Source organism: Serratia sp. ID 25-353 (assembly GCF_054792795.1).
Genome location: NZ_CM139236.1, coordinates 344219 through 370002 on the forward strand (window position 1 = coordinate 344219; position 25784 = coordinate 370002).

The 25784-nt window shown below is 61.7% G+C and carries 22 protein-coding genes; 18 read left to right on the forward strand and 4 right to left on the reverse strand.

Features of this window, described 5'->3' with window-relative positions:
• The first annotated feature begins 32 nt into the window (after positions 1–32).
• From lepB to acpS, 6 genes are all read left to right on the forward strand, one after another.
• Complete coding sequence (gene lepB / locus ACYF6X_RS01590; protein WP_063990602.1) at positions 33–1010, forward strand: signal peptidase I; 978 nt, start codon at positions 33–35, stop codon at positions 1008–1010.
• A gap of 235 nt (positions 1011–1245) precedes the next feature.
• Complete coding sequence (gene rnc, locus ACYF6X_RS01595) at positions 1246–1926, forward strand: ribonuclease III (protein WP_004929158.1); 681 nt, start codon at positions 1246–1248, stop codon at positions 1924–1926.
• Positions 1923–2831 carry a GTPase Era gene (era, locus tag ACYF6X_RS01600; protein WP_025303944.1) on the forward strand — a complete coding sequence of 303 codons (909 nt, stop codon included), beginning with the start codon at positions 1923–1925 and terminating at the stop codon, positions 2829–2831. Before rnc ends, era begins: the two co-directional genes overlap by 4 nt.
• Positions 2832–2837: 6 nt before the next feature.
• A complete protein-coding gene (gene recO / locus ACYF6X_RS01605; protein ID WP_004929165.1) occupies positions 2838–3569 on the forward strand; it encodes a DNA repair protein RecO in 732 nt (243 codons plus the stop codon).
• 71 nt (positions 3570–3640) lie between these two features.
• Positions 3641–4372 carry a pyridoxine 5'-phosphate synthase gene (gene pdxJ, locus ACYF6X_RS01610; RefSeq protein WP_025303943.1) on the forward strand — a complete coding sequence of 244 codons (732 nt, stop codon included), beginning with the start codon at positions 3641–3643 and terminating at the stop codon, positions 4370–4372.
• Complete coding sequence (acpS, locus tag ACYF6X_RS01615; RefSeq protein WP_004929169.1) at positions 4372–4752, forward strand: holo-ACP synthase; 381 nt, start codon at positions 4372–4374, stop codon at positions 4750–4752. Before pdxJ ends, acpS begins: the two co-directional genes overlap by 1 nt.
• A 45-nt stretch (positions 4753–4797) precedes the next feature.
• Here acpS and ACYF6X_RS01620 read toward each other — a convergent pair whose 3' ends face one another.
• The gene (locus tag ACYF6X_RS01620; protein WP_039568565.1) at positions 4798–5058 is read right to left on the reverse strand and encodes a YfhL family 4Fe-4S dicluster ferredoxin; all 261 of its coding nucleotides are present in this window, start codon (positions 5056–5058) and stop codon (positions 4798–4800) included.
• A 53-nt stretch (positions 5059–5111) separates the two neighbouring features.
• Positions 5112–5960, reverse strand: a complete 849-nt coding sequence (locus tag ACYF6X_RS01625; protein ID WP_016929788.1) for a MurR/RpiR family transcriptional regulator — start codon at positions 5958–5960, stop codon at positions 5112–5114.
• A 167-nt stretch (positions 5961–6127) separates the two neighbouring features.
• Here ACYF6X_RS01625 and murQ point away from each other — a divergent pair, with 167 nt between their 5' ends.
• From murQ to yfhb, 3 genes are read left to right on the forward strand one after another with little or no spacing between them, the layout of a single operon-like run.
• A complete protein-coding gene (gene murQ, locus ACYF6X_RS01630) occupies positions 6128–7021 on the forward strand; it encodes an N-acetylmuramic acid 6-phosphate etherase (protein WP_063990562.1) in 894 nt (297 codons plus the stop codon).
• Positions 7022–7039: 18 nt separating this feature from the next.
• The gene (locus ACYF6X_RS01635) at positions 7040–8407 is read left to right on the forward strand and encodes a PTS transporter subunit EIIC (protein WP_130018131.1); all 1368 of its coding nucleotides are present in this window, start codon (positions 7040–7042) and stop codon (positions 8405–8407) included.
• Positions 8408–8410: 3 nt separating this feature from the next.
• Positions 8411–9067 (forward strand): phosphatidylglycerophosphatase C, encoded by a 657-nt coding sequence (gene yfhb / locus ACYF6X_RS01640; RefSeq protein WP_063990560.1) that lies wholly within the window; start codon positions 8411–8413, stop codon positions 9065–9067.
• Between the two features lie 47 nt (positions 9068–9114).
• On the opposite strand, the gene ACYF6X_RS01645 is transcribed toward yfhb, so the two are convergent.
• Positions 9115–10167 (reverse strand): DUF2157 domain-containing protein, encoded by a 1053-nt coding sequence (locus ACYF6X_RS01645; protein WP_130018132.1) that lies wholly within the window; start codon positions 10165–10167, stop codon positions 9115–9117.
• A 117-nt stretch (positions 10168–10284) separates the two neighbouring features.
• Between ACYF6X_RS01645 and tadA the strand changes: the two genes are divergently transcribed.
• Positions 10285–10791 carry a tRNA adenosine(34) deaminase TadA gene (gene tadA / locus ACYF6X_RS01650; protein WP_063990558.1) on the forward strand — a complete coding sequence of 169 codons (507 nt, stop codon included), beginning with the start codon at positions 10285–10287 and terminating at the stop codon, positions 10789–10791.
• On the opposite strand, the gene mltF is transcribed toward tadA, so the two are convergent.
• Complete coding sequence (gene mltF, locus ACYF6X_RS01655; protein WP_063990557.1) at positions 10792–12252, reverse strand: membrane-bound lytic murein transglycosylase MltF; 1461 nt, start codon at positions 12250–12252, stop codon at positions 10792–10794. It lies immediately after the preceding gene.
• A gap of 274 nt (positions 12253–12526) precedes the next feature.
• Here mltF and purL point away from each other — a divergent pair, with 274 nt between their 5' ends.
• The 8 genes from purL to ACYF6X_RS01695 all read left to right on the forward strand — a co-directional run bounded on the left by purL (position 12527) and on the right by ACYF6X_RS01695 (position 25778).
• On the forward strand, positions 12527–16420 hold the full coding sequence (purL, locus tag ACYF6X_RS01660) for a phosphoribosylformylglycinamidine synthase (protein ID WP_172837487.1): 3894 nt from the start codon (positions 12527–12529) through the stop codon (positions 16418–16420).
• An 887-nt stretch (positions 16421–17307) separates the two neighbouring features.
• On the forward strand, positions 17308–18744 hold the full coding sequence (locus tag ACYF6X_RS01665; protein WP_130018133.1) for a sensor histidine kinase: 1437 nt from the start codon (positions 17308–17310) through the stop codon (positions 18742–18744).
• 3 nt (positions 18745–18747) lie between these two features.
• The gene (gene qseG / locus ACYF6X_RS01670) at positions 18748–19620 is read left to right on the forward strand and encodes a two-component system QseEF-associated lipoprotein QseG (RefSeq protein ID WP_130018134.1); all 873 of its coding nucleotides are present in this window, start codon (positions 18748–18750) and stop codon (positions 19618–19620) included.
• Positions 19617–20957 carry a two-component system response regulator GlrR gene (glrR, locus tag ACYF6X_RS01675; RefSeq protein WP_107227803.1) on the forward strand — a complete coding sequence of 447 codons (1341 nt, stop codon included), beginning with the start codon at positions 19617–19619 and terminating at the stop codon, positions 20955–20957. Before qseG ends, glrR begins: the two co-directional genes overlap by 4 nt.
• 130 nt (positions 20958–21087) lie before the next feature.
• A complete protein-coding gene (locus ACYF6X_RS01680; RefSeq protein WP_063990554.1) occupies positions 21088–22710 on the forward strand; it encodes an NAD+ synthase in 1623 nt (540 codons plus the stop codon).
• An 11-nt stretch (positions 22711–22721) separates the two neighbouring features.
• Positions 22722–23060, forward strand: a complete 339-nt coding sequence (gene glnB, locus ACYF6X_RS01685) for a nitrogen regulatory protein P-II (protein ID WP_004847623.1) — start codon at positions 22722–22724, stop codon at positions 23058–23060.
• Between the two features lie 215 nt (positions 23061–23275).
• Complete coding sequence (locus ACYF6X_RS01690) at positions 23276–24199, forward strand: LysR substrate-binding domain-containing protein (protein WP_130018135.1); 924 nt, start codon at positions 23276–23278, stop codon at positions 24197–24199.
• 115 nt (positions 24200–24314) lie between these two features.
• Positions 24315–25778 carry a gamma-aminobutyraldehyde dehydrogenase gene (locus ACYF6X_RS01695; RefSeq protein ID WP_130018136.1) on the forward strand — a complete coding sequence of 488 codons (1464 nt, stop codon included), beginning with the start codon at positions 24315–24317 and terminating at the stop codon, positions 25776–25778.
• Positions 25779–25784 lie beyond the last annotated feature (6 nt).

Below are 25784 nucleotides of genomic sequence, written 5' to 3' on the forward strand. Positions count from 1 at the left end.
CCGCGACGAGTTCGCGAAACGAGGGAGTTTGCATGGCGAATATGTTTGCCCTGATCCTGGCGTTGGCCACCCTGGTCACCGGGATCATCTGGTGCTTCGAGCGCTTTAAATGGGCGCCGGCCCGCCGCGCGAAGATCGCGGCGGTCAACGAGCAGACCGCGGGCGCCGTAGACGATAAAACGCTGGCGAAAGTGGCGAAGCAGCCTGGTTGGGTAGAGACTGGCGCATCGGTGTTCCCGGTGCTGTTGCTGGTCTTTGTGGTGCGTTCGTTTATTTACGAACCGTTCCAGATCCCGTCCGGCTCAATGATGCCGACGCTGTTGATTGGCGATTTCATTCTGGTGGAGAAATATGCCTACGGCATTAAAGATCCGATTACCCAGACCACACTCATTGAAACCGGTCATCCGAAGCGCGGCGATATTGCGGTATTTAAATATCCGCTGGATCCGAAACTGGATTATATCAAGCGCGTGATTGGCCTGCCGGGCGACCGTATTACTTACGATCCGGTGAATAAGCGCGTTACGGTGCAGCCGTCCTGCAACAGCGGTCAGTCCTGCGATACCGCGCTGGCCGTGACTTACGCCGACGCGCAGCCGAGCGACTTCGTGCAGTTATTCAGCCGCAGCGGCATGGGCGAGGCCAGCAACGGCTTCTACCAAATCCCGCTGAGCGATAACGTGCCGCCCGGCGGCATTCGCATGCGTGAGCGCCAGGAAAGCCTCGGCAACGTCACGCATCGCATCCTGACCGTGCCGGACGCGCAGGATCGGGTGGGCGCTTACTACCAACAGCCGGGCAAACCGCTGGCGGAGTGGGTGGTGCCGGCTGGGCATTACTTCATGATGGGCGACAACCGCGACAACAGCGCGGACAGCCGTTACTGGGGCTTTGTGCCGGAGAAGAATCTGGTGGGTAAAGCCACGGCCATCTGGATGAGCTTTGAAAAGCAGGAAGGTGAGTGGCCTACCGGCGTGCGTTTCAGCCGGATCGGCGGTATTCATTAATCGCTGACTGATTCCCTGTTAATTTCACGCCGCAGCCTACTGCGGCGTGAAAGATTAAGGGGATATAAACACAGCATTATGTTTCCACTCGTTGTAGAATACTTTCTCGAGCGATAAAAAGTTGGCCCCTGCTGGGAGCCACTGCAAACGAAACAGCTTTGGATCGGCTTTCGGCGAAGCAGGCCTGTTCCGTATGCTGCAAGTTTTTGACGCATTCTTGATCTATTGGTAACTCATGAACCCCATCGTAATAAACAGGCTGCAGCGGAAGCTGGGCTACACTTTTCAACAGCAGGAGCTTTTACTGCAGGCTTTGACTCACCGCAGTGCCAGCAGTAAACACAATGAACGTCTTGAGTTTCTGGGTGACTCGATTCTGAGCTTTGTCATCGCCAATGCGCTCTATCACCGCTTTCCTCGCGTAGACGAGGGCGACATGAGCCGCATGCGCGCCACGCTGGTGCGCGGCAATACGTTGGCGGAGATGGCGCGCGAGTTTGATCTGGGCGAATGTCTGCGGCTTGGGCCGGGCGAATTGAAAAGTGGTGGGTTCCGCCGCGAGTCAATCCTGGCGGATACGGTGGAGGCATTGATCGGCGGCGTGTTCCTGGACAGCGACATCCAGACCGTCGAGCGTCTGATTTTGGACTGGTATCGCAGCCGGTTGGACGAAATCAGCCCCGGTGATAAGCAGAAAGACCCGAAAACCCGTTTGCAGGAGTTTTTGCAGGGGCGTCATCTGCCGTTGCCTTCTTATTTGGTGGTGCAGGTTCGCGGAGAAGCGCACGACCAGGAGTTTACCATCCACTGCCAGGTGAGTGGTTTGAGCGAGCCCGTAGTGGGTACCGGCTCGAGCCGCCGTAAAGCCGAGCAGGCGGCAGCGGAACAAGCGCTGAAAAAGCTGGAGCTTGAATGAGCGAAGTAAAACAACACTGCGGGTTTATCGCCATTGTCGGCCGCCCGAACGTGGGCAAATCGACGTTGCTGAACCAACTGCTGGGGCAGAAGGTTTCCATTACGTCGCGTAAGCCGCAGACGACCCGTCACCGTATCATGGGCATCGACACCGATGGCGCCTATCAGGCGATCTACGTCGACACCCCAGGGCTGCACATCGAAGAAAAACGCGCCATCAACCGCTTGATGAACCGCGCGGCCAGCAGCTCGATCGGCGACGTCGAACTGGTGATCTTCGTGGTCGAAGGCACCAACTGGACCGCCGACGACGAAATGGTGGTCAACAAGCTGCGCAGCCTGCGCTGCCCGGTATTGCTGGCGATCAACAAGGTCGATAACGTCACCGACAAATCCAAGCTGTTGCCGCACATCGCGTTCCTCAGCCAGCAGATGAATTTCCTCGACGTGGTGCCTATCTCCGCCGAGAAAGGGATGAACGTCGACACCATCGCCGGCATCGTGCGCAAGCTGCTGCCGGAAGCGGAACACCACTTCCCGGAAGACTACATCACCGATCGCTCCCAGCGTTTTATGGCGTCCGAGATCATCCGCGAGAAGCTGATGCGTTTCCTGGGCGAAGAGCTGCCCTATTCGGTGACGGTAGAAATCGAACAGTTCGTGGCTAACGATCGCGGCGGCTACGATGTGCACGGCCTGATCCTGGTCGAGCGCGAAGGCCAGAAGAAAATGGTCATCGGCAACAAAGGCGCCAAGATCAAAACCATCGGCATCGAAGCGCGGCAGGACATGGAAAAGATGTTCGACGCCAAAGTGCATCTGGAGCTGTGGGTGAAAGTGAAATCCGGTTGGGCGGACGACGAACGTGCGCTGCGCAGCCTGGGCTATGTTGACGATCTGAAGTAACGATCCGTGGACGGCTGGGAGCGCGCTTTCGTCCTGCATGGGCGGCCGTACAGTGAAACCAGTCTGATGCTGGATCTGTTTACCGAAGGTCATGGGCGGGTGCGCTTGCTGGCGAAAGGCGCGCGCAGCCGCCGCTCCAATCTGAAGGGTTGCCTGCAGCCCTTTACCCCCCTGTTAGTGCGCTGGGGCGGCCGCGGCGAAGTGAAAACGCTGCGCAATGCCGAAGCGGTCTCCCTCGGTTTACCCCTCAGCGGCATGATGCTTTACAGCGGGCTGTACGTGAACGAACTGCTGGCGCGCGTGCTCGAGCAGGAAACCAACTACTCGGTGCTGTTCTTCGACTATCTGCAATGCCTGCAGGCGCTGGCGGCGGAAGACAGCTCGCCCGAACAGGCGCTGCGTCAGTTCGAGCTGGCCTTGCTGCACCACCTGGGCTACGGCCTCGATTTCCTGCACTGCGCCGGCAGCGGCCTGCCGGTGGATGACGCCATGACCTATCGTTACCGCGAAGAGAAAGGCTTTATCGCCAGCCTGGTGGTGGATCACTACAGCTTCACCGGGCGCGAACTGCGCGCGCTGGCAGAGCGTCAGTTTCCCGATGCCGAGACGCTGCGTGCCGCCAAGCGTTTCACCCGCATGGCGCTGAAACCCTACCTCGGCGGCAAGCCGTTGAAGAGCCGCGAACTGTTCCGCCAGTTCGTGCGCAAACAGCCGAATACGCCGGTCGACGACGCCTGACCTTTTCCCCTTTTGCCGCCCTGCGCCCGCGTGTAAACTGCTGGCACTGAAAATCGTATTTAGAGGTTGTCATGGCTGATTTGCTGCTGGGCGTCAATATCGATCACATCGCCACGTTACGTAACGCGCGCGGAACCCAATACCCGGATCCGGTTCAGGCGGCGTTCATTGCCGAACAGGCGGGGGCCGACGGCATTACCGTGCATCTGCGCGAAGATCGCCGCCACATCACCGACCGCGACGTGCGCCTGCTGCGCCAGACCATCCAGACGCGCATGAATCTGGAGATGGCGGTGACCGACGAGATGCTGGATATCGCCATTGAGCTGAAGCCGCATTTCTGCTGCCTGGTGCCGGAAAAGCGCGAAGAAGTGACCACCGAAGGCGGCCTGGACGTCGCCGGCCAGCTGGACAAAATGAGCGTGGCGGTTGAGCGCCTGGCGCAGGCGGGCATTCTGGTCTCGCTGTTCATCGATCCCGATCATCGCCAGATCGACGCGGCGGTGGCGGTGGGCGCACCCTATATCGAGATCCACACCGGCGCCTACGCCGAAGCGCAGGGCGAGCTGGCGGTACAGGCCGAACTGCGCCGCATCGCGGTAGCCGCCGCCTACGCGGCCGAGAAGGGGCTGAAGGTCAACGCCGGCCACGGCCTGACCTATCACAACGTGCAGCCGATTGCCGCGCTGCCGGAAATGCACGAGCTGAACATCGGCCATGCGATTATCGGCCAGGCGGTGATGAGCGGGCTGCCGGCCGCGGTTGCCGACATGAAAGTGCTGATGCGGGAAGCGCGCCGGTAATGGCGGTGCTCGGGCTGGGTACCGACATCGTCGAGATGGCGCGTATCGAAGCGGTGGTGGAGCGCAGCGGCGATCGTCTGGCGCGCCGCGTGCTGAGCGATGCCGAGTGGGCGCTGTATCAGCAGCACCAGCAGCCGATTCGCTTTCTGGCCAAACGCTTCGCGGTGAAAGAGGCCGCCGCCAAGGCGTTCGGCACCGGCATTCGCAACGGCCTGGCGTTCAATCAGTTCGAAGTGTTCAACGATGCGTTGGGCAAGCCGAATATTCGTTTGCACGGCCGCGCCGCCGAGCTGGCGGGGGAGATGGGGGTCACCGCGATCCACGTTTCGCTGGCCGACGAACGGCGCTATGCCTGCGCGACGGTGATCGTAGAAAGCTGAAAATAGCAAGGGCGCCTGTGGCGCCCTTGTCAGTCCTGCGGCGGATTAAATGCGATCGGCGTGGTGCAGCACCACAAACTTGTCCCACAGCTGTTCGTTGGTCTCGCGATGCTGCGGATCGGTGATGATGGTGTTGTCGATCGGGCAAACCTGCTGGCAGGTCGGCGTATCGTAATGGCCGATGCACTCGGTGCAGCGATCGGTATCGATCTGATAAATCTCATCGCCCATCGAAATCGCCTGGTTTGGGCATTCCGGCTCGCACATGTCGCAGTTGATACATTTGCGTGTGATTAGCAGGGCCATGGCGTATCTCTCATTATTAACAGGGGTATTTTTCGCAGCGGCGATTATACCGGTTAAACTAACTTTTTCATTAACTGTTCGCTGTGTTTGATGCGATCGCGGGCATGATCGAGATCGTGCTGGATCAGGGCCATAAACAACAGGTCGGTGAGGGCGAACTGGGCCGTGCTGGAGGAGATGGCCGCACTGCGGGTGTGGGGCTCTTCGGCGATGGTATAGAGGCAGTGATCGGCGCGTTGCTGCAGACCGTTGGGAGAGAAGCTGGTCAGCGCCAACACCCTGGCGCCGGCCTGGCGCGCCTCTTCCGCCGCCAGATTGATTTCACGCCGTTCGCCGCTGAAGGAGATAGCCAGCAGCAGATCGCGTTTGTCCAGCGCCTGCACCGCCGCCAGCTGAACGTGCATGTCCGCTTCGGCCACCGCCATCACGCCGATCTTCAGCAGCTTGAAGGAAAAATCCTTGGCCACCAGCCCGGAAGCGCCGATGCCGATCAGCATCACCCGGCGCGCCTGGCGAAGCATGTCCAGCGCCTGATGAAGCCGCTCTTCGCTGTTGATGTCCAGCGTCGCGCGCAGCGCCGCCTGCTTTTCCGCCAATAGCTTTTCACCAACGGTTTTCAGCGTGTCGCTGCTGAGGATGTGGTTGTGAACGGTCACTACCGGTTCGGCCTGCGGCTGGGCCAGCGTCTCGCTCAGCGCCAGCTTCAACGCCGGGAAACCTTTATAGCCCAGCTTTTGGGCGAACTTCACCACGCTCGACTGGCTGATGCCGGCCAGCTGGGCCAGCTTTTGCGAGCTGAGATGGCGCGCCTGCTCGGCGTTGTTCAGCAAAAAATCCGCCAGCTTGCGGTCGTTTTGCGCCAGTGTCGGATACATTTGGCGAATGCGCAGAAGGGTACTCATTGTTCTTTCCCTGGAAACCAGCGGCCATTTTGCCACGCAGAGGGCGAAAACGCGCGGTGAAAATTTTTGTGAGCTCGTCGTTAAAATAGCAAATAGCGCTCGCTTTGTTGAATAAAATATTCAAATATTGATTTAATTTTGTGAATTAAAAATTCAAAGGTGAACAGATGAACTTAGGCGCACTGGTATCGGAAACCCGCAACCCGGCCACCATGGGGCTGGATGAGATGTCGACGCTGGAGATGGTCCGCTGCTTTAACCAGGAAGACCGCAAGGTGCCGGAGGCGATTGAAAAGGTGCTGCCGGCGATTGCGCAGGCGGTCGATTTGGCTGCGGCGGCGTTGAAGGCCGGTGGGCGGCTGATTTATTTGGGCGCCGGCACCAGCGGCCGCCTGGGCGTGCTGGATGCCTCCGAGTGCCCGCCGACCTTCGGCGTGCCGCACGGCGTGGTAGTGGGGCTGATCGCCGGCGGGCCGGGCGCGCTGCTCAAAGCGGTGGAAGGGGCGGAAGACGACGAAGCTTTGGGCGAAGCCGATCTCCGGGCGCTGAACCTCAGCGCCATCGATATGGTGGTGGGGTTGGCGGCCTCCGGGCGCACGCCTTATGTGATTGGCGCACTGCGCTATGCGCGCGGGCTGGGCTGCCCGACGGCGGCCATCTCCTGCAACCCGGATTCGCCGATCGCGCACGAAGCGCAGGTGGCGATTTCGCCGGTGGTGGGGCCAGAGGCCCTGACCGGCTCGACGCGCCTGAAATCCGGCACTGCGCAGAAGCTGGTGCTCAACATGCTGTCGACCGGTGCGATGGTCAAGCTGGGTAAGGTTTACCAGAACCTGATGGTGGACGTGAAGGCCACCAACGTCAAACTGGTGGATCGCGCCTGCCGCATCGTGGTGGAGGCGACCGGCGCCGAACGCGCTCAGGCAGAGGCGGCGCTGGCGCAGACCGGCTTCGAAGTCAAACCGGCGATCCTGATGATTTTAGCCGGCGTCAGCGCCGAAGAGGCGCAGCAGCGGCTGCAGCGGCACGACGGCTATCTGCGCGCAGCGCTGGCGCGTTAATTCACTGTGGGGGCGGCGATGGACAAGACAACGGCATTGGCGACACAGATCCTGGCGGGTGTGGGGGGCGAGGGCAATATCCTCAAACTGGAGAACTGCATGACGCGAGTGCGCGTCGAGGTCAGAGACGAGCAGCGCCTGGATCTGGCCGCCCTCAGGCAGCTGCCCGGCGTGAAGGGCTATATCAAACAGGGTGAGCAGCATCAGTTTATCGTCGGCCCGGGCGCCGCCGCCAAGGTGGTGGACGCCATGCGCGAATTGCTGGGCGGCAGCGCGCAGCCCGTCGTCGCCGTCGGTGACGCGGCCCGCACCAAGGTGCAGGCCAAGCAAAAATACGCTGCGCCGATGAGCGGCGCGCTGAAAAAGCTGGCCGATGTCTTTATTCCGCTGATCCCGGCGTTTATCGCCTCGGGCCTGATCACTGGCATCATCAACCTGCTGAAACGGCCAGACATCGCCGGCCAGCTGGCGGTGGACTACCCGAACGTGCTGGGGCTGTTGGCGATCTTCGGCAGCGCGGTATTCGCCATCATGAACATTTTGGTCGGGGTTAACGCCGCACGGGTGTTCGGCGGCTCTCAGGCGATGGGCGGCGTCATGGCCGGCATTCTCTCCAGCCCGGCGTTGGCGCAGATCACCTTGTTCGGCGAGGCGCTGCAGCCGGGGCGCGGCGGAGTGATCGCCGTGCTGCTGGTGGTGGCGTTAATGTGCTGGGTGGAGAAACGCCTGCGCACGCTGTTGCCGGAGTCGGTCGAACTGATCCTCAATCCACTGCTGACCACGTTGGTCACCGCCTCGCTGGCGATCCTGATTCTGCAGCCGATCGGCGGCATTATCTCCGACGCCATCGCCCACGGTGCCAATCTGGCGATCGACAAGGGCGGGCTGCTGGTGGGAGCGCTGCTCTCGGGGCTGTTCCTGCCGCTGGTGCTCTCCGGCCTGCATCAGGGACTGGTGCCGATCCACGTCGAGCTGGTGCAGGCGCACGGTTCCAACCCGCTGCTGCCGATCCTGGCGATGGCCGGCGTCGGTCAGGTGGGGGCGGCGCTGGCGGTGCTGTTGAAAACCCGCAACGTGCGGCTGAAGAAGGTGATCAAAGGGGCGTTGCCGGTCGGCATTCTCGGCATCGGCGAGCCGCTGATCTTCGGGGTGACGCTGCCGCTGGGGCGGCCGTTTATCGGCGCCTGCCTCGGCGGGGCGGTCGGCGGTGCGCTCATCAGCTACTGGAAGGTGGCGACGGTAATCACCTTCGGCATTTCGGGGCTGCCTTTGGCGTTGACCATTGTCTCAGGTAAGGTGATGTTGTATCTGGCGGGGATGCTGATTACGATTATCGCCGGTTTTCTCTTCACCTGGATGATGGGGTTCGACGATCCCGAGGAGTAGCGTTTGAGCGACAAGCAGCAACAACCGGCCGCAGAGGGGCGCCGCGTGGTCTTTTTCGATCTGGACGGCACCCTGCATCAGGAGGATATGTTCGGCAGTTTCTTGCGTTTTCTGCTGCGCCGTTTGCCGCTGAACCTGCTGCTGGTGATACCGCTGCTGCTGCCGATCGGGTTGGCGTTGCTGCTGCTGGGGCGAGCCGCGCGTTGGCCGATGAGCCTGCTGCTGTGGGCAATTACCTTCGGGCGTGCCGAAGCGACGCTGAAGGTGCTGGAACGGCAGTTTATCGAGGCTTTCCGCCAGAAGGTGACCGCATTTCCGGTGGTGCAAATGCGGCTGCGGCAGTACCTGGAGGAGCACGATGCCGAGGTGTGGTTAATTACCGGCTCGCCGGAACGGCTGGTGGAGCAGGTGTATCGCGATTCGGCATTTCTGCCGCGGGTGCGGTTGATTGGCAGCCGCATCACGCGCCGCTGCGGCGGATGGGTCTTGACCTTGCGCTGCCTGGGGGCGCAGAAAGTAGTGCAGCTCGAGCAGCGACTTGGTGCGCCGCTGAAGCTGTACAGCGGTTACAGCGACAGCAAGCAGGATAATCCGCTGCTGTTCTTTTGCGAGCACCGTTGGCGGGTAAGCAAGCAGGGCGAGCTGCAGCAGCTGGAATAAATCAAGGGCGGAGAATTCCGCCCTTATTGTTTTTATCGGTACCGCGATCAGTCGTCGGTCACATCGTGCGGCTTGCGCCCCAATTGCCAAATCTTCTCCGCATAATGCCCCAACGCCCACAGGCTCAGGCCGAGCAGCACGAAGAAAACCGCCTTCGGCATGCTGTCCCAGAAAAACTCGAACAGACGGGTATACAGGTTAATGCCGAGGAAGGTCAACCCGAAGCCGCGCAGCATGGCGTCGTCATGCTTCAACCCCAGCCAAATGGCGGCGAGGGCGGCCAGCCCGAACAGCAGGCTCCAGTGGAACAGCTCAATCTGGCGCGCGCTGTACCAGCTGTCGAGATCGCCGTAGTTGCCGAAGATAGACAGCAGCCACAGGGCGATAAACAGGTACAGCAGGCCCATCGCCAGCGACACCCGCTGCAGACCGCGCTGCGCCAACAGCGGCCGCAACAGCAGCGCGGCGGCGATCAGCACCGTGCCAAAGGCGATAAAGCGAATCGGGTAGCTCATGCCGAGCCAGTAGGCGCCCCAGCCGGACAGGTAGCCGGTCTCGGCGCCGAAGGCGTTGCCGAGCGACAGCAGGGCGAACCACCACACCAGCCCGGAGCGGCTGAACCAGCCGATCCCGCCGTACAGCAGCGCGGCGAACAGCAGCAGCACGGAAACCCGGCCGCTGCCGTTATCCAGCCAGACCCCCAACTGCCATAAGGCGCAGGCGGTAAGCAACACGGCGACAAACAGCGCCGCTTCGTTGCCGTAGCGTTTTTCCGGGTGGCGCCGGCGGCGACGCAGCGCCCAGACGTAGGCCAGCGCCGCCAGTACGCCGGCGATCGCCATGCGTACCGGCGCGTCGAAGCGGAACAGTCCGCTGAGCCATGCAAGCAGTTCGCTGTCGGCGAACAGGCTGGTGACGGCGATCAGCAGCGAGGCCAGCGCGGCGAGAAACGCATAGCGCGCCAGCCGCCGCCAGTCGAAAGGCTGCACGGCCACATGCTGCAGCAGTTGCTGCCGTTGTTCGGGCGTCAAGGCGCCTTCCCCCACCCAGCCGTCCAGTGCCTTGCGCACCACGACCGCGTTCTTTTTACTGAGTTTCATGCTTCTTGTCCCTGAATCACACGCTGATTCGGCCAGTATAGCCATTGGCGGGCGGCTACGACAAAGGGAGGCTAGTGTGTATAATGCCCGCCGCAAAAGCGCACGAGGAATTATGCGATGACTGAATATAACGATGAGTACTGGATGCGTCAGGCATTGCAGCTGGCCCTGCGCGCGCAGGAAGAGGGCGAGGTGCCGGTGGGTGCGCTGCTGGTGCTGGACAATCAGGTCATCGGCGAGGGCTGGAACCGCCCGATCGGCCGACACGATCCTACCGCACACGCCGAGATCATGGCGCTGCGCCAGGGCGGCGCGGTGCTGCAAAACTACCGCCTGCTGAACGCCACGCTGTACGTCACGCTGGAGCCCTGCGTGATGTGCGCCGGTGCGATGGTGCACAGCCGTATCCGCCGGTTGGTGTATGGCGCCGCCGACGAGAAAACCGGCGCGGCCGGTTCGCTGGTGGATATTTTGCGCCATCCGGGCATGAACCATCAGGTGGAGATCGTCTCCGGTGTGTTGGCAGACGAATGCGCCGCCACCTTGAGCAATTTCTTCCGCCTGCGCCGCGAACAGAAAAAAGCGCTCAGGCTGGCGCAGCGGGCGGTGGATAAGCCGGAATAATCAGTGGTTGAGCGCCAGTTCCGGCATCACCGTCGGATAGCCTTTCCCCAACGCCTCCTGCTCGGCGGCCGCTTGCGCCGCCTTTCTCTCTTTTTCCTGCAGATAGCCCACCAGGCTGACCTGGTAGCGGCGGATGTTTTCTACATAGTTGTAGGCTTCACGCCCGCGCGCATAGCCGTAGGTCAGCTGCGGGTAGTAGCGCTTCTGGCTGAGCATCGGCAGGCGCTGCTTGACGTCGACCCAGCTGTCCGGATTGCCTTTTTGCGTTTTGGTCAGCTTGCGCGCGTCCAGCATGTGGCCCCAGCCCATGTTGTAGGCCGCCAGCGAGAACCAGATGCGCTCGTCTTCCGGCACGCTGTCCGGCACCTTGGCCATTAGCCGCTGCAGGTAGAGCGCGCCGCCCTGAATGCTCTCTTCCGGATCGAGGCGGTCGTTGACCCCCAGACCGTCGGCGGTGGCGCGGGTCAGCATCATCAGGCCGCGCACGCCGGTGGGTGAGGTGGCCTGCGGATTCCAGTGCGATTCCTGATAGGCGATGGCCGCCAGCAGCTTCCAGTCGATCTCGTTGGCGTGCTTCTCGAACAGTGGGCGGAAGTTGGGCAGCACCGAGTCGATGGCCGACAGGAAGGTTTTGGTGTCCACATAGTCAAAGCTGCCGACGTGGCCTAGGTATTTTTCTTCGAGCCGCGCCAGGGTGCCGTCGTCCACCATCTGGCTGTAGAAGTCCAGCATCGCCGCGTACAGGCTGTCGTCGCCGTCGCGTTTCAGATACCAGGTGACCGGTTCTTCGTCGGTGACGTCGAACGCCACCGCCAGCTGCGGATGGATGCGCTGCAGCAGCGCGATGGTGACCGAATCGCCGAGGGTGTAGTCCAGCTTGCCGTCGGCCACCCGCTCCAGCAGCTCTTTGGAGGTGAGATCGCTGGAGGACTCCCAGGCGAGATCCGGGTATTTATCCTGTTTGAGCTGCTTTAGCGTGCTGACGTGCGCGGAACCGGAGGCGACCGCCAGCTTGCCTTTAATGTCGGCGAAGCCTTTTGGCCGCGGGGTGCCCAGCCGGTACACCAGCTGTTGGGAAACGGAGTAGTAGGCGGGGCCGGTGCGCGCGCGGCTGAGGCGCTCCTGGTTGTAGATAAGGCCCGCCGCCAGCAGATCGGCGTCGTCGTCGTCCAGATCGTCGAACAGGTCATTGATGTTCTGATGGGGGATCACCACCAGCTTCACCCCGAGGTAGTTGGCGAAGCGCTTGGCCAGTTCGTAGTCGAGCCCACCCGGCCCTTGCTTGGTGTTGAAATAGGTCAGCGGGGAGTTCAGCGTGCTGATACGCAACTCGCCGCGGGAAATGATCTCCTGGAGTTGCCCGCCCTGGCCGCTGCGCCAGGTGATATTGGGCCACAGGGCGAGAGCCAGAAGCAGGGTGACAACGCCGATGAGGATGTAGTTTATTTTAAGACGTTTCAAATAGTTATCCAGTGGTGGCACAGGTACGCCGGCGACGATAACCGCGAATTTTCTCATGGTTAAATCACCAGTGCGGGGGCATTTTGCGCAACAAAACGCCAGTGTGCAACTTTATTGACACGTTATGACAATTCGACGGTGCGGCACGCTTTTATCAATAATCCCTACGCAAACGGTTTCGTCGGCGGCGAGGATTCTCTATAATGACGCGCGTTTTCCCCTGTTGCGCCCAATGAAGCGTCTTATCCGTCGCTTCGAAGACGAGAGAACTTTGATTATGGAAATTCTGCGTGGTTCGCCCGCTTTATCGGCTTTTCGCATTACCAAACTGCTGTCCCGCTGCCAGGACGCTCACCTGCCCATCAGTGATATCTACGCCGAGTACGTCCACTTTGCCGATGTTAGCGCACCGCTCAGTGCCGAAGAACACGCCAAACTTCAACGACTGCTCAAGTACGGTCCTTCTCTCGCCGAACACGCTCCCGAAGGCCGGTTGCTGCTGGTTACGCCGCGTCCGGGCACCATTTCTCCCTGGTCTTCCAAAGCCACCGACATCGCCCACAACTGCGGTTTGCAACAGGTGCTGCGGTTGGAACGCGGCCTGGCGTTCTACGTCAAGGCGCCCGAGCTGACGGAAACCCAGTGGGGCCAGCTCGCCGCGCTGCTGCACGATCGCATGATGGAAATCGTCTTCAGCGAGCTGCAACAGGCCGAACAGCTGTTCGCGCACCATCAGCCGGCGCCGTATCAGTCGATCGATGTGTTGGGCGCAGGACGCACCGCGCTGGAGCAGGCTAACGTCCGGCTCGGCCTGGCGCTGGCGCAGGACGAGATCGACTACCTGCTGAATGCCTTTACTGATTTGGGGCGCAACCCGACGGATATCGAACTTTATATGTTCGCGCAGGCCAACTCCGAGCACTGCCGCCACAAGATTTTCAACGCCGATTGGATCATCGACGGCGAACAGCAGCCTAAATCGCTGTTCAAAATGATCAAGAACACCTATGAGCAGACGCCGGACTATGTGCTGTCGGCGTATAAAGACAACGCCGCGGTGATGGAAGGCTCGCAGGTCGGCCGCTTCTTCGCTGCGCCGGAAAACGGCAAGTACGATTACCATCAGGAAGACGCGCACATCCTGATGAAGGTAGAAACCCACAACCACCCGACGGCGATCTCGCCGTGGCCGGGCGCCGCGACCGGCTCCGGCGGCGAGATCCGCGACGAGGGGGCTACCGGCCGCGGCGCCAAGCCGAAAGCCGGCCTGGTGGGCTTCTCGGTGTCCAACCTGCGTATTCCCGGTTTTGAACAGCCGTGGGAGCAGGATTTCGGCAAGCCGGAACGCATCGTCACCGCGCTGGATATCATGACCGAAGGCCCGCTGGGCGGCGCGGCGTTCAACAACGAATTCGGTCGTCCGGCGCTGCTGGGCTACTTCCGTACCTATGAAGAGCGCGTCAACAGCCACAACGGCGTCGAGCTGCGCGGCTACCACAAACCGATCATGCTGGCGGGCGGCATCGGCAACATCCGCGCCGATCACGTGCAGAAAGGGGAAATCACCGTCGGCGCCAAGCTGGTGGTACTGGGCGGCCCGGCGATGAATATCGGCCTGGGCGGCGGCGCGGCCTCGTCGATGGCGTCAGGCCAGTCCGATGCCGATCTGGACTTCGCTTCGGTGCAGCGCGACAACCCGGAAATGGAGCGCCGCTGTCAGGAAGTGATCGACCGCTGCTGGCAGTTGGGTGACCAGAACCCGATCCTGTTTATCCATGACGTCGGCGCCGGCGGGCTGTCCAACGCCATGCCGGAGCTGGTGAGCGACGGCGGCCGCGGCGGCCGCTTTGAACTGCGCGACATCCTCAACGACGAGCCGGGCATGAGCCCGCTGGAAGTGTGGTGCAACGAATCGCAGGAACGTTACGTGATGGCGATCGCCCCGGCGCAGATGGCGCAGTTCGACGAGATCTGCCGCCGCGAGCGCGCGCCTTACGCGGTGATCGGCGAAGCGACCGAAGAACAGCACCTGACGCTGAACGACCGCCACTTCGACAACCAGCCGATCGACATGCCGCTGGACGTGCTGCTCGGCAAAACGCCGAAGATGACCCGCGACGTTACCCGTCTGCAGGCGAGTGGCCAGGCGGTGCAGCGCGAGAACATCACGCTGGCCGATGCGGTGAAACGCGTGCTGCACCTGCCGGCCGTTGCGGAGAAAACCTTCCTGATCACCATCGGCGATCGCACCGTTACCGGCATGGTGGCGCGTGACCAAATGGTCGGCCCGTGGCAGATCCCGGTTGCCGACTGCGCGGTCACCACCGCCAGCCTGGACAGCTACTACGGCGAAGCGATGTCGCTCGGCGAACGTGCGCCGGTGGCGCTGCTGGACTTCGCCGCTTCCGGTCGCCTGGCGGTCGGGGAAGCGCTGACCAACCTGGCCGCCACCGAGATAGGCAGCCTGAAGCGCGTGAAGCTGTCCGCCAACTGGATGGCCGCCGCCGGCCACCCGGGCGAAGACGCCGGCCTGTACGAAGCGGTGAAAGCGGTGGGCGAAGAGCTGTGCCCGGCGCTGGGCATCACCATCCCGGTGGGCAAAGACTCCATGTCGATGAAAACCCGCTGGCAGGAAGGCAACGAACAGCGCGAAATGACCTCGCCGCTGTCGCTGGTCATCACCGCCTTCGCCCGCGTGGAGGACGTGCGCCACACCGTGACGCCGCAGCTGCGCACCGATAAGGGCGACAGCGCGCTGCTGTTGATCGACCTGGGCAATGGCCATAACGCGCTGGGTGCCACCGCGCTGGCGCAGGTTTACCGCCAGCTGGGCGACAAACCGGCCGACGTGCGCAACGTTGCGCAGCTGGCGGGCTTCTTCAACGCCATGCAGCAGCTGGTGGCTGATCAAGCGCTGTTGGCTTACCACGACCGCGCCGACGGCGGCCTGCTGGTGACGCTGGCGGAGATGGCCTTCGCTGGTCACTGCGGTGTGGACGTCAATCTCGACGGCCTCGGCGACGACGCGCTGGCGGTGCTGTTCAACGAAGAGTTGGGCGCGGTGATCCAGGTGAGCGCCGAACGTCTTGACGACGTGAAGCAGGCTTTCGCTCAGCACGGACTGACCGACAACGTGCATCACATCGGCAGCGTGCAGGCCGGCGATCGTTTCGTCATCACCCAACACGGCAAGGCGCTGTACAGCGAAAGCCGCAATACGCTGCGCACCTGGTGGGCGGAAACCACCTGGCAGATGCAGCGCCTGCGCGACAACCCGGCGTGCGCCGATCAGGAACATCAGGCCAAGCAGGATGAACAAGATCCCGGCCTGAACGTGAAGTTGACCTTCGCACCGGAGGAAGACATCGCCGCGCCATACATCGCCAAGGGCGCTCGCCCGAAAGTGGCGGTGCTGCGCGAGCAGGGGGTGAACTCCCACGTTGAAATGGCGGCGGCGTTCCACCGCGCCGGCTTTGACGCGGTGGACGTGCACATGAGCGATCTGCTGGCAGGGCGCCGCGATCTGCAGGACTTCCACACGCTGGTGGCCTGCGGCGGCTTCTCTTACGGCGACGTACTGGGCGCCGGCGAAGGTTGGGCGAAGTCTATCCTGTTCAACGAGCGGGTGCGCGACGAGTTCGAAGCGTTCTTCCACCGTCCGCAGACGCTGGCGCTGGGCGTGTGCAACGGTTGTCAGATGATGTCCAACCTGCGCGAGCTGATCCCAGGCGCAGAACACTGGCCGCGCTTTGTGCGCAACCTGTCGGATCGTTTCGAGGCGCGCTTCAGCCTGGTGGAAGTGGCGGCCAGCCCGTCGCTGTTCATGCAGGGCATGACCGGTTCGCGTATGCCGATCGCCGTTTCCCACGGCGAGGGGCATGTCGAAGTGCGCGATGCGGCGCACCTGGCGGCGCTGGAAAGCCACGGTTTGGTGGCGCTGCGTTTCGTCAACAACGCCGGTCAGGTGACGGAAGCTTACCCGGCTAACCCGAACGGTTCGCCGAACGGCATTACCGCCGTGACCAGCGCCAGCGGGCGTGCCACGGTGATGATGCCGCACCCGGAACGCGTGTTCCGCACGGTCAGCAACTCCTGGCACCCGGAAGAGTGGGGCGAGGACAGCCCGTGGATGCGCATGTTCCGCAACGCCCGTAAGCAACTGGGCTAAAAACGGCCACTACCGTGCAGAGGGCGCAAGCAATTGCGCCCTTTTTTATGGCCGACGTTCGCCGTCTGGCGGTAGTGTCTGCATTTTGCGACAGGCGCTATTTTTCATGTCGCTAAATGGAGACATTTAACTGTTTGATTTTATTGGTAGTAAATGGGTTTGGCTTTAGTTGTCGGCATTTGGCGACAGCGCGGCGTTTTTTTCATCGCTCATCAGAGCGTAATGGGCGAGGGAAGTTGCTGGTGTGATTTTATTTTTAAATAAAATCATTGTGTTATGATTTCTATTGCAAAGTTGGCACGTAACGTGCATTATTCTCAGCGGCTGCTCATTCACCTTTTTATGACGGCGCCGTAATTAGACGGCAAATCGCCTCATAAGCCTCCGAATGATGCCAAAGAAATGGTGCCTATCGTCCAACCAAACCGATAACAGACCGTGCAAGCGGCTTTATCAAGCATCGGGCGACACGTGGAGTGAGGCACCGCCTGTATCCAACTGTGATGAAGGGTTCATCAATCCTGGATACTTACGGATGCTATTCGTCCTGTTCGATGCCAGCCGCTGCGCTACATCACCCTGGGGACGAGGTTCAAGGGCATCCACACTTTCCTTGCGTTGGGGCAAGTTTCTTGCCCCGATGTCATTTCCCAACGCTGCGCTTATCCCTGTTTCGTTGCCTATGCCCTCGAACGCAGATGCTATCCCCACACTCTCATTTTCGCACCGGTTGATGTTAACGGGGCCGCATGCGGTCGACAGGCCAGGCCTATGGGCGCGGTTCACCGATCCCGTAGCTTTTTCCTTGCGCGTTCAGGATTCTCCCTTGCCGGGCTTTTCTCTTTCCGGCGAGTCAGTTAGCATCGTGACAGAGCTGAGAGAATGAGATGATTTCGTTGAAAAGATGGCGTTTATTCCCCCGTTCGCTGCGGCAATTGGTGCTGCTGGCCTTCCTGTTGGTGCTGCTGCCGCTGTTGGTGCTGGCCTATCAGGCCTACCAGAGTCTGGATCACCTCAGCGCGCAGGCGGCGGACATCAACCGCACCACGCTGGTGGACGCGCGGCGCAGCGAGGCAATGACCAGCGTGGCGCTGGAAATGGAGCGTAGCTATCGTCAGTACTGCGTGCTGGTCGATCCCACGCTGCAAAAGCTGTATCAGAACCAGCGCAAGCAGTATTCGCAGATGCTGGACGCCCACGCGCCGATTCTTCCGGACGAGCGTTACTACCAAACGCTGCGCCAGTTGCTGACCCAGCTGGCGGCGATCAAATGCCATAACAGCGGGCCGGACCAAGAGGCTTCCGCCTTGCTCGAGTCGTTCTCCCGTTCCAATGCCGAAATGGTGCAGGCCACGCGCGCGGTGGTGTTCTCGCGCGGTCAGCAGCTGCAGCAGGCCATCGCCGAACGGGGCCAGTTCTTCGGCTGGCAGGCGCTGCTGCTGTTCCTGGTCAGCGTGCTGCTGGTGGTGTTGTTTACCCGCATGATCATCGGGCCGGTCAAGGCCGTGGAGCGGATGATCAACCGCCTGGGGGAAGGGCGCGCGCTGGGCAGTACCGCATCGTTCAAAGGGCCGCGCGAGCTGCGTTCGCTGGCGCAGCGCATCATCTGGCTGAGTGAGCGGCTGGCGTGGCTGGAGTCGCAGCGCCACGAATTCTTGCGCCATATTTCGCACGAGCTGAAAACGCCGCTGGCCAGCATGCGTGAAGGCACTGAACTGCTGGCCGACGAGGTAGCGGGGCCGCTGACCTCCGATCAGAAAGAGGTGGTGGCGATCCTCGACAACAGCAGCCGCCATCTGCAGCAGCTGATCGAACAGCTGCTGGATTACAACCGCAAACTGGCCGATGGCCCGGCGGAACACGAGAACGTCGAGCTGTGCGAAATGGTCGACTTGGTGGTCGCCGCACACAGTTTGCCTGCGCGGGCGAAGATGATTTCCACCGAAATTACGCTGGAGGCGGAAATCTGCTGGGCAGAGCCTACGCTATTAATGCGCGTGCTGGATAATCTCTACTCCAATGCGGTGCACTACGGCAAGGAATCCGGTAACATTTGGATCCGCAGCCGTCAGGTTGGACAACGGGTGCAAATCGACGTCGCCAATACCGGCACGCCGATCCCCGAGGCTGAAAGAGCCATGATTTTCGAGCCTTTTTTCCAGGGTAGTCACCAGCGAAAAGGGGCGGTAAAAGGAAGCGGACTGGGGTTGAGCATCGCTCAGGACTGTATCCGTCGCATGCGCGGTGAGCTGCAACTGGCGACGGTCGCCGGTGCAGACGTCTGCTTCCGCATTGAACTGCCGTTAACCGCCGAGAATGAATAAATAATGTACACATGGTCTAAACGCCTTCGTCTTGCACAGACCGAACGTTCACCGCGTGCCACGCACAGAGCGCCGCTCGGCAAACGCCCGATCAGCTGGTTGGGCGCCGTCTTCTTTATGCCGCTGTTGCTGGCGGGCTGCGTCGATCGCGCCGTCAGCGGCGGCCTGAACCCTCAGCAGCAAGAGGCGATCCCGGATACCAAGGTGATCGATTACCGCACCGCGGCTTGCGATACCCTGTGGCAGTTGGACGACAAGGACGCGGTGGATAACGCGCTCTACTGGCTGCGCGCGATGGACTGCGCCGACCGTATCGGCTCGACCCAGGCGCGCGCGCTGGCGAAAACGGTGCCTGGCGACAGCTGGTCCGGCGTTTTCAAACAGAGCATCCTGCTGGGCAGCGCACAGCCGACCTCCGGCGAACGCCGCCAGATCATCGACAGGATCAACAGCTACCGGATGGAATTCCCGGGTTCACTGCGTCCGCTGACGCAGCTGTGGCGCCAGCAGCAGATACTGCAGATCACGCTGTTCGATGAGAAAGCGCGCTATCAGCATCTGCAGGAGAGCAGCGACAGCCAGATCGATTCGCTGCGCCAGAGCCAGGCGCGTTTGCAATCGCAGCTGCAGGACACCTCGCGCAAGCTGGAAAATCTGACCGACATCGAGCGCCAGCTCTCTTCGCGCAAGCAGCTGCAAGGGGAAATCCCGGACAACGGGGCAGGCTCGCAAAAGGGCGAAGCCGCCGGTAAAAGCGGCGCGGCCGCCAAAGGGGCTGAGCCGCAGGACGAACCGGAAAAGGGCACCGCGCTGCCGGTTGAACCGGAAGACACCTATACGCCGCCCCCTGCCAATAAGGAGTCCCACGCGCAATGACCGCACGCAAACCGGCCAATCTACTTTTGGTTGACGATGATCCCAGCCTGCTGAAGCTGCTGGGCATGCGTCTGACCAGCGAAGGTTTTCACGTCACCACCGCCGAAAGCGGCCAGGAAGCGCTGCGCCTGCTGGCGCGCGAACAGATCGATCTGGTGATCAGCGATCTGCGTATGGACGAGATGGACGGCATGGCGCTGTTCGCCGAGATCCAAAAACATCAGCCGGGCATGCCGGTAATCATTCTCACCGCGCACGGTTCGATTCCCGATGCGGTGGCCGCCACCCAGCAGGGGGTGTTCAGCTTCCTGACCAAGCCGGTGGATCGCGATGCGCTGTACAAGGCCATCGACGAGGCGCTCGCGCTGTCGGCCACCCCGGCCGGCGACGAGGCCTGGCGCGAAGACATCGTCACCCGCAGCCCGCTGATGCTGCGCCTGCTGGAGCAGGTGAAAATGGTGGCGCAGTCCGACGTCAGCGTCTTGATCAACGGCCAGAGCGGCACCGGTAAAGAGGTGGTGGCGCAGGCTATTCACGCGGCCAGCCCGCGCGCCGGCAAGGCGTTCATCGCCATCAACTGCGGCGCGCTGCCGGAGCAACTGCTGGAGTCCGAACTGTTTGGCCACGCCAAGGGCGCCTTTACCGGCGCGGTCAGCAGCCGCGAAGGGCTGTTCCAGGCGGCGGCGGGCGGCACGCTGTTCCTCGACGAGATCGGCGATATGCCGCTGTCGCTGCAGGTGAAGTTGCTGCGCGTGTTGCAGGAGCGCAAGGTGCGGCCGCTGGGCAGCAACCGCGATCTGGACATTGACGTGCGCATCATTTCCGCCACCCACCGCGATCTGCAAAAGGCGATGGCGAAGAACGAGTTCCGCGAGGATCTCTACTATCGCCTCAACGTGGTGAACCTGAAGATCCCGGCGCTCAACGAACGCGCCGAAGATATCCCGCTGCTGGCCAACCACCTGTTGCGCGAGGCGGCTCAGCGGCACAAGCCGTTCGTGCGCAGTTTCTCGACCGATGCCATGAAGCGGCTGATGACCGCCAGCTGGCCGGGCAACGTGCGTCAGCTGGTCAACGTCATCGAGCAGTGCGTGGCGCTGACCTCGGCGCCGGTGATCGGCGAAGCGCTGGTGGAGCAGGCGCTGGAAGGGGAAAACACCGCGCTGCCGACCTTCGCCGAAGCGCGCAACCAGTTCGAGTTGCACTACCTGCGCAAGCTGCTGCAGATCACCAAGGGCAACGTGACTCAGGCCGCGCGCATGGCGGGCCGCAACCGCACCGAGTTTTACAAATTGCTGTCGCGCCACGAGCTGGACGCCAACGATTTTAAAGAATGACAGTTTGCCGCCGGCGCCTGCCACGCAGGTTCTCAACAAATCCGGCGGAATGATTTACACTCCGTTCTCTTTGCCGCGGCGCGCCCCGGCGTAGAGCACCATGGAACGTATTAAGCGGGATCGTACACAAATGAGCAGATCACTTTCCATCGCCCTGGCCCAGCTGAACCTGCTGGTCGGCGACATTGAAGGCAACACCGAACGCATGTTGCAAATCGTGCAGGAGCAGCAGAAGGCGGGAGCCGATCTGGTCATGTTCAGCGAACTGGCGCTGTCCGGCTATCCGCCGGAAGATCTGCTGTATCGCAATGACTTCTATCAGCGCTGCGACGCGCAGCTGCTGCGCCTGCAGCAGGCCTCCGCCGAGACGGCGATCCTGGTCGGCCACCCGTGGCGCGAAGGCGACAAGCTGTATAACGCGCTGTCGCTGTTTGCCGAAGGCCGCCTGCTGACCCGCTACTTCAAGCAGCAGCTGCCGAACTACGGCGTGTTCGATGAGAAGCGCTATTTCCACGCCGGCAAAGACACCTGCGTGGTGGAGCTGAAAGGCTACCGTCTGGGTCTGCTGATTTGCGAAGATCTATGGTTCCCTGAGCCGATCGACGCCGCCAAGGCGGCGGGCGCGGAAATTATCCTGTCGATTAATGCTTCGCCGTATAACCGCGAAAAGCCGTATATCCGCAAAACGCTGATGGCCGGCCACTGCCAGCGCACCCAGCTGCCGCTGGTGTACCTCAATCAGATCGGCGGCCAGGATGAGCTGATCTTCGACGGCTGCTCCAAGGTATTCGACGCCGCCGGCACCCTGACTCACCGTCTGGCGGCCTTCGACGAGCAGGTGACTCGTTTGGAATTCAACGAGCTGGCCGTGGTGCCGATGGCCGATCCGGCCGCTGAGCTGCCGCAGCTGGCGCAGGTGTACCAGGCGCTGGTGTTGGCGGTGCGCGACTACGTGACCAAAAACGGCTTTAAAGGCGCGGTGCTGGGCCTGTCCGGCGGTATCGACTCGGCGCTGACGCTGGCGATCGCCGTGGATGCGCTGGGCAAAGACAAGGTGCAGGCGCTGATGATGCCGTTCCGCTATACCGCGGATATCAGCATCGCCGACGCCAAGGAAGAGGCGGAAATCCTCGGCGTGGAGTTCGATATCGTCTCCATCGAACCGATGTTCGACGCCTTTATGGGCCAGCTGTCGCCGATGTTCGCCGGCACCGAGCGCGACACCACCGAAGAAAACCTGCAGGCGCGTTGCCGCGGGGTGGTGCTGATGGCGCTGTCCAACAAACGCCGCAGCATCGTGCTGACCACCGGCAACAAGAGCGAAATGGCGGTGGGTTACGCCACGCTGTACGGCGATATGGCCGGCGGTTTCGACGTGCTGAAGGACGTGCCGAAAACGCTGGTGTTCAAGCTGTCCGAATACCGTAACACCGTCTCCTACGTGATCCCGCAGCGGGTGATCGATCGTCCGCCGTCCGCCGAGCTGGCGCCGGATCAGGTCGATCAGGACAGCCTGCCGCCGTACGATATCCTGGACGCGATCCTGGAAGGCTACGTTGAGCGCGACAAGTCGGTTGCCGATCTGGTGGCCGAAGGCTTCGACGAAGCGATTGTGCGCAAGGTGATCCGCCTGGTGGACATCAACGAATACAAGCGGCGTCAGGCCGCCGTCGGGCCGCGTATCACCGCCCGTAACTTCGGCAAAGACCGCCGCTACCCCATCACATCCGGTTTTGGCCGCAAAAATTGGTAAAAGGAAAGAAGATGAAAAAGATCGACGCGATTATCAAGCCGTTCAAACTGGATGACGTCCGCGAAGCGCTGGCTGAAGTGGGCATCACCGGCATGACGGTCACCGAAGTGAAAGGCTTCGGCCGCCAAAAGGGCCACACCGAGCTGTACCGCGGTGCCGAGTACATGGTCGACTTTCTGCCTAAGGTGAAGATCGAGATCGTGGTTGCCGACGATATCGTCGACACCTGCGTGGAAACCATCATGCAGACCGCGCAGACCGGCAAGATCGGCGACGGCAAAATCTTTGTCTTCGACGTGGCGCGCGTGGTGCGCATCCGTACCGGCGAGCAGGACGAAGAAGCGATCTGATCCTCCGCAGGATCATCGGCTATCCAGGGCGCAGCGTGCTGCGCTCTTGTCATTTCTGTCCCCCGCACATCGCACTTTTTTGCCTCGCCGTTTCCCCCTTTTTGTTCGTCGGCATTCTAAAAAAGCGAACGCTATCGCGTTTTTGATACTTTTCCCGATCGCTTCATGGCCGACGTCTACACTCAACGCAATGTTTTTGCTTGAGGAATCACCCCATGATGACGTTACGCCAAATCCGCCACTTTATCGCGGTGGCGGAAACCGGGTCGATCTCCGCCGGCGCCCAGGCGGTGTTTGTCTCCCAGTCTTCGCTGACGCTGGCGATCCAGCAGTTGGAAACCGAGATCGGCGTGCGGCTGTTCGATCGCCACGCCAAGGGCATGACGTTGACCCATCAGGGGCATCAGTTCCTGCGCCAGTCGTATCTGATCCTGGCGACGGTGGACAACGCCAAGCGCAGTCTGCAGATCGGCACCGAAAGCCTGACCGGCAAGCTGACCATCGGCGTCACCAGCCTGGTGGCCGGCTACTTTCTGGTGGAGCTGCTCACGCGCTTTAAATCGGCCTATCCCAACGTCACCGTGCAGGTGGTTGAAGACGAGCGCCCGTATATCGAGCATCTGCTGGTTAGCGGCGAGATCGACATCGGTGTGCTGATCCTGTCTAACATCGAAGACCGCGACGCGCTGCAGACCGAGGTGCTGATGCACTCGCCGTATCGCCTGTGGCTGCCGCCGCTGCACCCGCTGCTGGATCACGAGAGCATCAGCCTGGCGGACGTGGCCAAACAGCCGTTGATCCAGCTCAACGCCGATGAAATGGACGTGCACGCGCGGCGCATTTGGTCGCGTGCCGGGCTGAAGCCGGAGATCGCCATGAAGACCGCCTCGACCGAGGCGGTGCGCAGCCTGGTGGCGGCGGGAATGGGAGTCTCCATCCAACCGGACATGGCGTACCGCGCCTGGTCGCTGGAGGGAAACATGATCGAGGCGCGCAAGCTGGACGATCTGCTGGAGCCGCTGGACATCGGGCTGGCGTGGCGGCGCGGCAGCGCGCGGCCGGAGCTGGTGACGCCGTTCCTTACCATCGCGCGCGAGAACGGCAGCAAACACGCCTCCGGGCTTAAGCATTCGATTTAATCGAACGCGGCGTTCAGTATTTAGAATTTGTTGCCCGCCAGAGGCTCGCTTAGGCTGATTAAAACTAACTTATTCACATTTGGTTAACGTTTTTGTCACTTAGAGGCGTCAGGCGATGGCAGATGTGCAGGTTCTCTCAGGTTTGTCCTGTCAGCAGTTCATTAACGGTCAGATGGTCAACGGCGAAGGCCAGCAGGAGTGCATCGTCAATCCGGCCAACGGCGAGACGCTGATCGCCCTGACCGAAGCCTCTTCGGCGCAGGTCGGCGGCGCGGTGAAAGCCGCGCAGCAGGCGTTCGGCCACTGGTCGCGCACCACGCCGGCCCAGCGCGCCACGCTGTTGCTGCGCATCGCCGACGCCATCGAGCGGCAGGCGCCGCAGCTGGCGCAGCTGGAAGCCCTCAACTGCGGCAAACCGCTGCATCAGGCGCTCAATGACGATCTGCCGGCGGCGGTCGACGTGTTCCGCTTCTTCGCCGGCGCGGTGCGCACGCAGCAAGGGCAGCTGGCCGGCGAGTATGTGCCGGGTCACACCTCGATGATCCGCCGCGATCCGATCGGCGTGGTGGCCTCGATCGCCCCCTGGAACTATCCGCTGATGATGGCGGCGTGGAAGATTGCGCCGGCGTTGGCGGCGGGCAATACCGTGGTGTTTAAACCCTCCGAGCATACGCCGCTGACCATTCTGGCGCTGGTGCCGGCGCTGCAGGAGATCCTGCCGCCGGGCGTGCTGAATATCGTCTACGGCGGCGGGGAAGGGGTCGGCAGCCAGCTGGTGGGGCATCCGCAGGTGCGGCTGGTGTCGGTCACTGGCGATATCGTCACCGGGCAAAAAATTCTTCAGGCGGCGGCCAAAAGCGTCAAGCGTACCCACCTGGAACTGGGGGGCAAGGCGCCGGTGATCGTCTGCGACGACGCCGATCTCGACGAGGTGGTCAACGGCATCCGCACCTACGGCTATTACAACGCCGGCCAGGATTGCACCGCCGCCTGCCGCATCTACGCGCAGGCGGGCATCTATCCCAAACTGGTGGACGCGCTGGGCGAGGCGGTCGCCAGCCTGCGCTTCGCCCGCAAGCGCGATCAGGACAACGAGATCGGCCCGTTGATAAGTAGCCGTCAGCGCGATCGCGTCGCCAGCTTCGTCGAGCGGGCGCTCAGCCAACCGCATATCGAATTGATCACCGGCGCCGCGGCCCACTCCGGGCCGGGGTTCTATTACCAGCCGACCCTGCTGGCGGGCTGCCTGCAAAGCGACGAAATCGTGCAGCGCGAGGTGTTTGGCCCGGTGGTCAGCATCACGCGCTTCGAACACCTGGAGCAGGCGGTCGCGTGGGCCAACGACTCGGAATACGGGCTGGCTTCGTCGGTGTGGACGCAAAATATCGACCGGGCGCTACACATCGCCGCCCATCTGCAGTACGGCAGCACCTGGATCAACACCCATTTCACCTTGGCGAGCGAGATGCCGCACGGCGGCCTGAAACGCTCCGGCTACGGCAAGGATCTGTCCAGCGATTCGCTGCAGGATTACAGCGTTGTCAGGCACGTAATGGCGAAGTTCAAAGCCAGCTTCTAGCGGTTC